This window comes from Sphingobium terrigena (assembly GCF_003591655.1).
Taxonomy (GTDB): Bacteria; Pseudomonadota; Alphaproteobacteria; order Sphingomonadales; family Sphingomonadaceae; genus Sphingobium; species Sphingobium terrigena.
Genome location: NZ_QVRA01000018.1, coordinates 78859 through 85139 on the forward strand (window position 1 = coordinate 78859; position 6281 = coordinate 85139).

At 62.6% G+C, this 6281-nt stretch carries 9 protein-coding genes and 1 pseudogene; 8 read left to right on the plus strand and 2 right to left on the minus strand.

The window, feature by feature from the left end:
* Positions 1-48: 48 nt before the first annotated feature.
* On the minus strand, positions 49-780 hold the full coding sequence (locus D0Z70_RS25455; protein WP_239018991.1) for a Ros/MucR family transcriptional regulator: 732 nt from the start codon (positions 778-780) through the stop codon (positions 49-51).
* A 173-nt stretch (positions 781-953) separates the two neighbouring features.
* On the opposite strand from D0Z70_RS25455, the gene D0Z70_RS17355 reads away from it, so the two are divergent.
* The 4 genes from D0Z70_RS17355 (at position 954) to D0Z70_RS17365 (ending at position 2664) form a co-directional block, all read left to right on the plus strand.
* Positions 954-1424 carry a hypothetical protein gene (locus tag D0Z70_RS17355; protein ID WP_119748628.1) on the plus strand — a complete coding sequence of 157 codons (471 nt, stop codon included), beginning with the start codon at positions 954-956 and terminating at the stop codon, positions 1422-1424.
* On the plus strand, positions 1417-1920 hold the full coding sequence (locus D0Z70_RS17360; RefSeq protein WP_119748630.1) for a hypothetical protein: 504 nt from the start codon (positions 1417-1419) through the stop codon (positions 1918-1920). Before D0Z70_RS17355 ends, D0Z70_RS17360 begins: the two co-directional genes overlap by 8 nt.
* The gene (locus tag D0Z70_RS24970) at positions 1920-2087 is read left to right on the plus strand and encodes a hypothetical protein (RefSeq protein ID WP_182914015.1); all 168 of its coding nucleotides are present in this window, start codon (positions 1920-1922) and stop codon (positions 2085-2087) included. Before D0Z70_RS17360 ends, D0Z70_RS24970 begins: the two co-directional genes overlap by 1 nt.
* Before the next feature lie 115 nt (positions 2088-2202).
* Positions 2203-2664 (plus strand): hypothetical protein, encoded by a 462-nt coding sequence (locus D0Z70_RS17365; RefSeq protein WP_119748632.1) that lies wholly within the window; start codon positions 2203-2205, stop codon positions 2662-2664.
* A gap of 34 nt (positions 2665-2698) precedes the next feature.
* Here the strand turns inward: D0Z70_RS17365 and D0Z70_RS25790 are convergent, their stop codons facing one another.
* Positions 2699-3073 carry a hypothetical protein gene (locus tag D0Z70_RS25790; RefSeq protein ID WP_338054917.1) on the minus strand — a complete coding sequence of 125 codons (375 nt, stop codon included), beginning with the start codon at positions 3071-3073 and terminating at the stop codon, positions 2699-2701.
* A gap of 60 nt (positions 3074-3133) precedes the next feature.
* Here D0Z70_RS25790 and D0Z70_RS17375 point away from each other — a divergent pair, with 60 nt between their 5' ends.
* From D0Z70_RS17375 to D0Z70_RS17390, 4 genes and pseudogenes are all read left to right on the plus strand, one after another.
* Positions 3134-3625, plus strand: a complete 492-nt coding sequence (locus D0Z70_RS17375) for a hypothetical protein (RefSeq protein WP_338054918.1) — start codon at positions 3134-3136, stop codon at positions 3623-3625.
* Between the two features lie 147 nt (positions 3626-3772).
* Positions 3773-4246, plus strand: a complete 474-nt coding sequence (locus D0Z70_RS17380; RefSeq protein ID WP_119748638.1) for a hypothetical protein — start codon at positions 3773-3775, stop codon at positions 4244-4246.
* A gap of 5 nt (positions 4247-4251) precedes the next feature.
* Entirely contained in the window at positions 4252-5256 is a 1005-nt protein-coding gene (locus D0Z70_RS17385) for a deazapurine DNA modification protein DpdA family protein (RefSeq protein ID WP_119748640.1), read from the plus strand.
* Positions 5257-5347: 91 nt separating this feature from the next.
* A pseudogene (locus D0Z70_RS17390) lies at positions 5348-6163 on the plus strand (DUF932 domain-containing protein); the annotation flags it as partial.
* Between the last annotated feature and the right edge of the window lie 118 nt (positions 6164-6281).

Consider the following 6281-nt stretch of genomic DNA (forward strand, 5'->3'; position numbering starts at 1 on the left):
AGACTGAAGCCTGGTCGATGGGCGGGAACAGGATCCCGCCCACCATGGTCAGCTTGCTTCCGACACCGCCTCCACCGCCGCCTTCCGACCGCGACGCGGCTTCGCTGCAGGCTTAGCTGCCGCATCCTGCGCGGCTGGCTCTGTCTTTGCCTTGCGACCCCGCGTCGGCATCACGATGGCCTCATTGGTCTCGGCAGCGGAAGCCGCTGGTACAGCCGCGGCAGACTTTTTCGGTTTGCGGCCCGCCTTCAGTCCCACATCCTTGGCTGGCACGGCCGACTTTGCTTTGGCGACACGCGCTTTCCTCACGGTCGGAGCCTTCTGCGCCGTCTCCACCGGTGCCGGCGCTTCCTCGCTTTCGCTCACTACCACTGCCGGCGCCGCTGGCTTGCGCCCAAGGCCCAATCGCTTCGCGACCTCCCGTCGCTGCTCTGAATAGCCTGGCGCGACCATGGGATAATCCTTCGGCAACTTGTACCGGTCCCGATACTCCGCAGGCGTCAGTCCGTTCGTCGACAGATGGCGTTTCAAGGTCTTGTACGGTTTGCCGTCGATCATGCTGAGAATGTGATCACGAGACGCGAGGCTCTTGCGAGCCGTCGTCGCCGGCGCAAATTCGGGCACTGCAGGTTCCACGGCCGCGACGTCGCCCGACAGCGCCGTGCGCGTCGACTGAATAAGGCCGGCCAATTCCGCGCTCGGCAGCAAATTGTTCGAAACATAAGCGCTCAAAAGCTGGACTGTCAGCGTCGTGAGATCGGGCGTCTCGGCCTCGGCCATGGGATACTCCTTCATTGTGCGAACAGATGCAGCACAGCGCACTAACCGCGCCAATTTTCAAAGAGGTAAACACAAATTCTGCCGTGGCCCGGTCGTGAAGTCAAAGGGAAGGGTGGGGAGGATGGTGAGTCCCGGAGATCTCCGCGCACCACCGTCTTTCCCTGGAGGAGTACATGGCAGACCGCGTTTCCGTAGCGATCAAGCTTGGCGGACAGCTTCCGCAGTCCTTGATCGCCGACTTCGAAGCGGCGATCAACAGCGACGGCGCTTCGACCGACTGGCAAGGCTCTGAATTTACCGTCGCCGAACTGCCGATCGATCAACCCCTTTCCCTGATGGCCAACGAAGTGGCCTGGGGAAGCTTCGAGGCGATCGAACAATTCTGTCGCGCCAATCAGCTGATATTCGCTCGCTGGGCAGGCGGATGCGCCGGAAGTTTGGGACCGGAACGCCTCGTCTTCAATGGCATAGAGGAGATGACGTTCGCCGTCACAGATGACGACGAGGTCATGATCTCGCGCGACGATGTGCGCCGCCTGGGCTCGATCGCTTCCATCGAGACGCATTTTGCGGCCGCTGACCTCGCTGTGCCGCCGCTCGTCATCGTCGAGGCCCGCCAGCCTGACGGAGGCAATCATGGCTGACACCTGGATCCAGGGCAGCTTTGCCTTCGTCTGCAGCAACGCCGAAATGGCTTTGATTGAGGAAGGATTTCAAGCCGCGGCCGATCTCATGGACGATTGCGAACAGCCAGATCCCACGCCCGAATTCCTCGCCATCTTTCCCCCGACCGATCCGGCCCATTGCTGGAGCGGCTTTCGTGCGATTTTCAGCGACCCGAACTTTCCCAGCTTCGGTGTCGACTTCGAGGGTCGTAACAGTCTCGAAGCGCCTGATGACTGCACGATATGCTTCTTCAGCGACACCGACTTCCAGCCGGATCCTCTAGCTCAACTCATCTATCGGTGCTGCCGCGAAACCCTCACGAAGGCACCGATCGGCTTCGAATGGGCAGTGAGCTGCTCCAGGCCGAGAGTGGGTGAATTCGGCGGCGGATGGTGCGCCATCTTGGCCGATCGCATCGAAATCGAAAGCACCGGCGAGGCACTCAGCCGCGCCCTTGAGGGAGGCATCATCTGATGGACCCTCTCCTGCAGCTTTATGGACCCTGGGGCCAACATCCCGATCATCCCGTCGATGACTGGAAGGCCGAGGTCGCCAATGACGACACACGGCTCGGCTATTGGGCGTGGGTCGCATCGCGCGCCGACGATGCGCAAAACCAGGTCACGCCTCGGCCAAATTGAGACGTGCCGCTCGCGCCAACCAGGCTTCCACCGATCCCGAAGCATCGGCGCCATCTTTCACCTGTCCCCAACCAAGCTCGGGACCACGCCGGGCTTCAGCACCAGGAAATCTCGCATGACCACCACCGCTCAATCGATCTTCGACGATGCGCCGCTGGGTGCGATCATTCGCTATTCGGACGGGACACCGCGCCCGCCAGACCGCTTCAAGCGCAAGGTTCAGGCATGGGAAGGGCGCAACGGCAAAGGGCAGCTTACCCAGCGATCGCCGGCCGGCACCGGTCAATATCCCTATCCAGCGACCTTCACCCTGCACGAGGGTGACTATGGGAGCGGCGAGACCATCGTCCTCTCGCTCAACAAGATCCTCTCGGTCAGTGATGCCCGCACATTCGAGATCGTTCGAATACCTCCGCCCGGCGCCGCGCTTGTGCTTCAGGAATGGGAGGGTCACCGCGAGCTGCTCCATGTCGCAGCCGGCGCGGCAGCCGCCACCGCCTGGCTCGACCGTCACGGCTACAGCCGCGCCCATGTAGAAATCGTCGGCGACCCGGAACCGGTCGCCACGGCTGCCTGACATGGCATTCATCCATGCTGGTCCCAGCAGATCGCTACGGGACGCCGAGGCCGAAGCAATCGGGCGATACGTCAGTACTGGTATCCACCACTGCCTTGTCCGGCGTGACGGCGACATGTCCCCCGTTATCCTGCCGGAAACGGATGTCATCACCGCCGGCATCGCGCTGATCGATCGCATCCTTTGGAGCACCGACGGCTCCGAAACCGATGGACTCGATCCGGCGCTCCTCGCCTGACCTCTTCAAAAGGGCAAGCTCATGACGCAGGCCCAGCCGGCGAGCGCGCCGCCGCGCCTTTACAGCCAGACCGATCATGATGATCGGGGCAATTTCCACTATGATGGCGATCTCTATCGTCCCGGCGAAGCGCTTCCCGCGCTCTGTGCCAGGATCGAAAACCACCTCCATAGCCTCATCGGGGATACCCGATTCACCAGCCGCGGCGAGCGCTATTCCGGCGGTCGGAAGGTGACAGTCGAGCTTCTCGATTCGCCTGTGGACCTCACTGACGAATCCGAGCGCCGCGCCTTCACTATTATGGTGCGAGACGAGATCGAACGCTTCGGTTTCACCCGATCCAACTTCTACCAGGACTATCTGCAATGCGCGTTCCATTCAGACGTGCAAATCGGCAAAGCCTATTGGTCGGCGCTCGCCGCAAGACGCGGCAAAGCCAATAAGGTCGAGCCGCTGGTTTCGCTCGCGGCATTCAAGCGCCGCATCAAGCCCGGCGACCGCCTGAAACTCGTCGCCGCACCCGACGGACACCGTGCCATCGGGACGACCAGATCCATAAAAGCCGTCCGCTCCGGCGATCTCATTTTCGAGGGCAATGTCTATCTCGACTTCCCGCGCGCCGCCGGCTTCGCCTGCGATGGCCGGCTCGTCCGGATCGCCAATGGGAATGAGCACGAACCCGATCGGCATCTTCTCTACGAGTGGATACCAGCGGAGCAGTGATCGCTCGGCCGTTCCGCCGCCAAGCATTTACGTCGCGATCCAGTCCCGTCCGCACTGGGCGGTTGTCCCCTCGGACTTTGCGGCCTCGAACGCGCGCCCGCGCAATCCGCGCTCCCTCTCTTCGACTGACACTATCGGAGAACCGTCATGACCGAACCGGACGACGCCATGTGGCGCGCCCTTGTCGATTTCCGCGCGCGCCACGGACGTCGCTGGAAGGAAACGCTGTCGATCAAATGGATGAACGGCGGTGACGATTACGAACCCTTTGGCAGCTCGCTCAGGATGGTCCGCAACCATCTCGGGCCATCCTGGCTACGCGATCTCAAAAAGGCGACGCTCGACGCGGCCGCGCGCAGGTTGGCCGTACTCGACCGCTTGCCCGAGATGTGCGCGACCCATCTTCCTGAGACGGGCGAACCGATCGTCATCAAACGCGGCGAAACCGGCTATTGGCCGCTACCCGATGGCATGACCGTCGATCGGATCAACACGACCTTCGAGGCGAGGCCGGCCCAGCTCGCGGCCATGCTAGCCGGCTCCATGTTCGGCTGGGACATACCGGGCGCTGACCCCGATCGCTATGACGACGACGGCCGCCCGATGTCGCGCGACGTCTGACCCTCATGGCCATCGAGGTGATCGTCGGACTTCCCGGACTCTCGGAAGGTCCGCTGCTCGATCGCGCCCGAGCCATGCAGGTGCCCGTCCTGGTCTCGGCGAACAGCTTTTCGCGCTGGGACCGGCGCAACGGCACCCGCGAGTGGCGCGGATGGCGGTTGGGATCACTCGCCAACGCACACGGCCTGGCATCGATCGATCTCGACAGCGCCGGCTTCGTGCTGGCGGTTCGCGAACGCGGCATCCCCTGGACCATCGACGATTACATTGCGCTTGCCTCAAGCCATCCATTCCGGCGCTTCGCCAGCCTCGATCTGTGCGTCGAACAAGCAGTCGCGCATGATCGAGACGAGGTCCTCGACCGGATCGCCCGTACGATCCAGCTCAATCGCGCCTGTCACATACGCGCATGCGACGCCGGCATCGCGCACCGCTTCATGCCGGTCGTACAGGGCCGTCTCCCAGAGGACTATATCCGATCCTTCGAGGCGATCGCCGACCTCATCCAACTCGGCCAACCTCTCGGCGTCGGCTCGATGTGCCGCCGCCATCTTCACGGCCCCGAAGGGTTGATCGCCGTCATCGAACTCCTGGATCGCCGCCTCCCAAAGACATTGCAGCTTCATCTCTTCGGCGTGAAGGGAAGTGCGCTTCCATCGCTCGCTGCCTTCGGCGATCGCGTCGCCAGCATCGACAGCCAGGCCTATGGGGTCGCGGCCCGTCAATCCGCACTCATGTCCGGACAATCGAAGACCAACCGCTTCGTCGCCGATCATATGGCGCGTTGGACAGGCCGCCAGCTCGATCGCCTGCGCGAGCCCGTTCGGGCAGTTCAACAGATGCTCGATCTGCCAATCGGCCAACCACGAAACTCCGATCCCTGGGAACAGGCCCTTACCAGCGCACGCCAGCAAATCCGCGACCTCATTGAGCAAGGCGAGATCGGCTTCGAGCAAATCACCGAAGCCTGGGTGGTCGAATGGGCTGCCGACCTTCTGAACGCGGCCTGACCACCGGGAAGGGGAGGAGGGGGCGAGGTTACGGCGCGGGTCGGTGATTCCTTGTCACCTCCCCCAACCGTCCATCATCAGGAGAACTCCCATGGCCAGTCTCGCTCCGACCGCCGACCGTCCCGTCAGCGGCGCCTACCGTGTCGACATCTCGCGCGGCCGCAATATCGGTCGCGTGTCTTCCGAATGGTTCTCGCGGCCCGACGACGAGAAATTCCTGTCCCTGACCGAGCTGTACGACAGCGTCCGTTCCCGCGCGGATCGCGCCACCACGCGCGTTGTCGAGAGCAAGTCCGTTCGCGTCGAAGCGCGCAGCGAGGATCCCGAACGGCTTTCGCTCATCGTCCCTGGCGATGATCGGCCCGTGGCACCCACCAACTGGTCCTTCGGCCAGCTATCGAGCCTCGTCGGAGCACCGGCATCCTATCTGCGCACGCTCCCGGCGGCGCTGGCCGGCATCAATCTTCAGCATGGCCTCCTCTCCCACCGCGGTGAACAGGTGAAGATGCTCCAAACGGAAGATGGGCGCACCGAACTGCGCGCCGTCACCGGCCCCGATTATGGCCGCATCTGGGATCATGAGCTTGTCGGCGCCGTCATGAAAATCGCCGGGGACGGCGTATCCGACACGCGCTGGAAAGTGCCGGGCGTTCTCGACTGGTCGAGCATGCGCTACAATCCCTATGTCGATGTCAGCCTGGAGACGACGACGCTCTATGCATCCGATCGCGACGTCTTCCTCTTCCTGGTGGACGATACCCACCCGATAGAAGCGGGCCGGCTGCCCAATGGCGATCCCGATCTTTACTTTCGCGGCTTTTATTGTTGGAACTCAGAAGTTGGCTCCAAGACATTGGGAATGGCTACGTTTTACCTACGCGCGGTGTGCATGAATCGCAACTTGTGGGTGCGCCATGGTGGCGCGATCAATTGAGTGAAGGATGACTTCTCAGGAAACCAAGAACAGCCTGATGCTCACCCGACTTACCTTGGCCAGCAATGGCTGCGACCGTGAAAACGGCAGG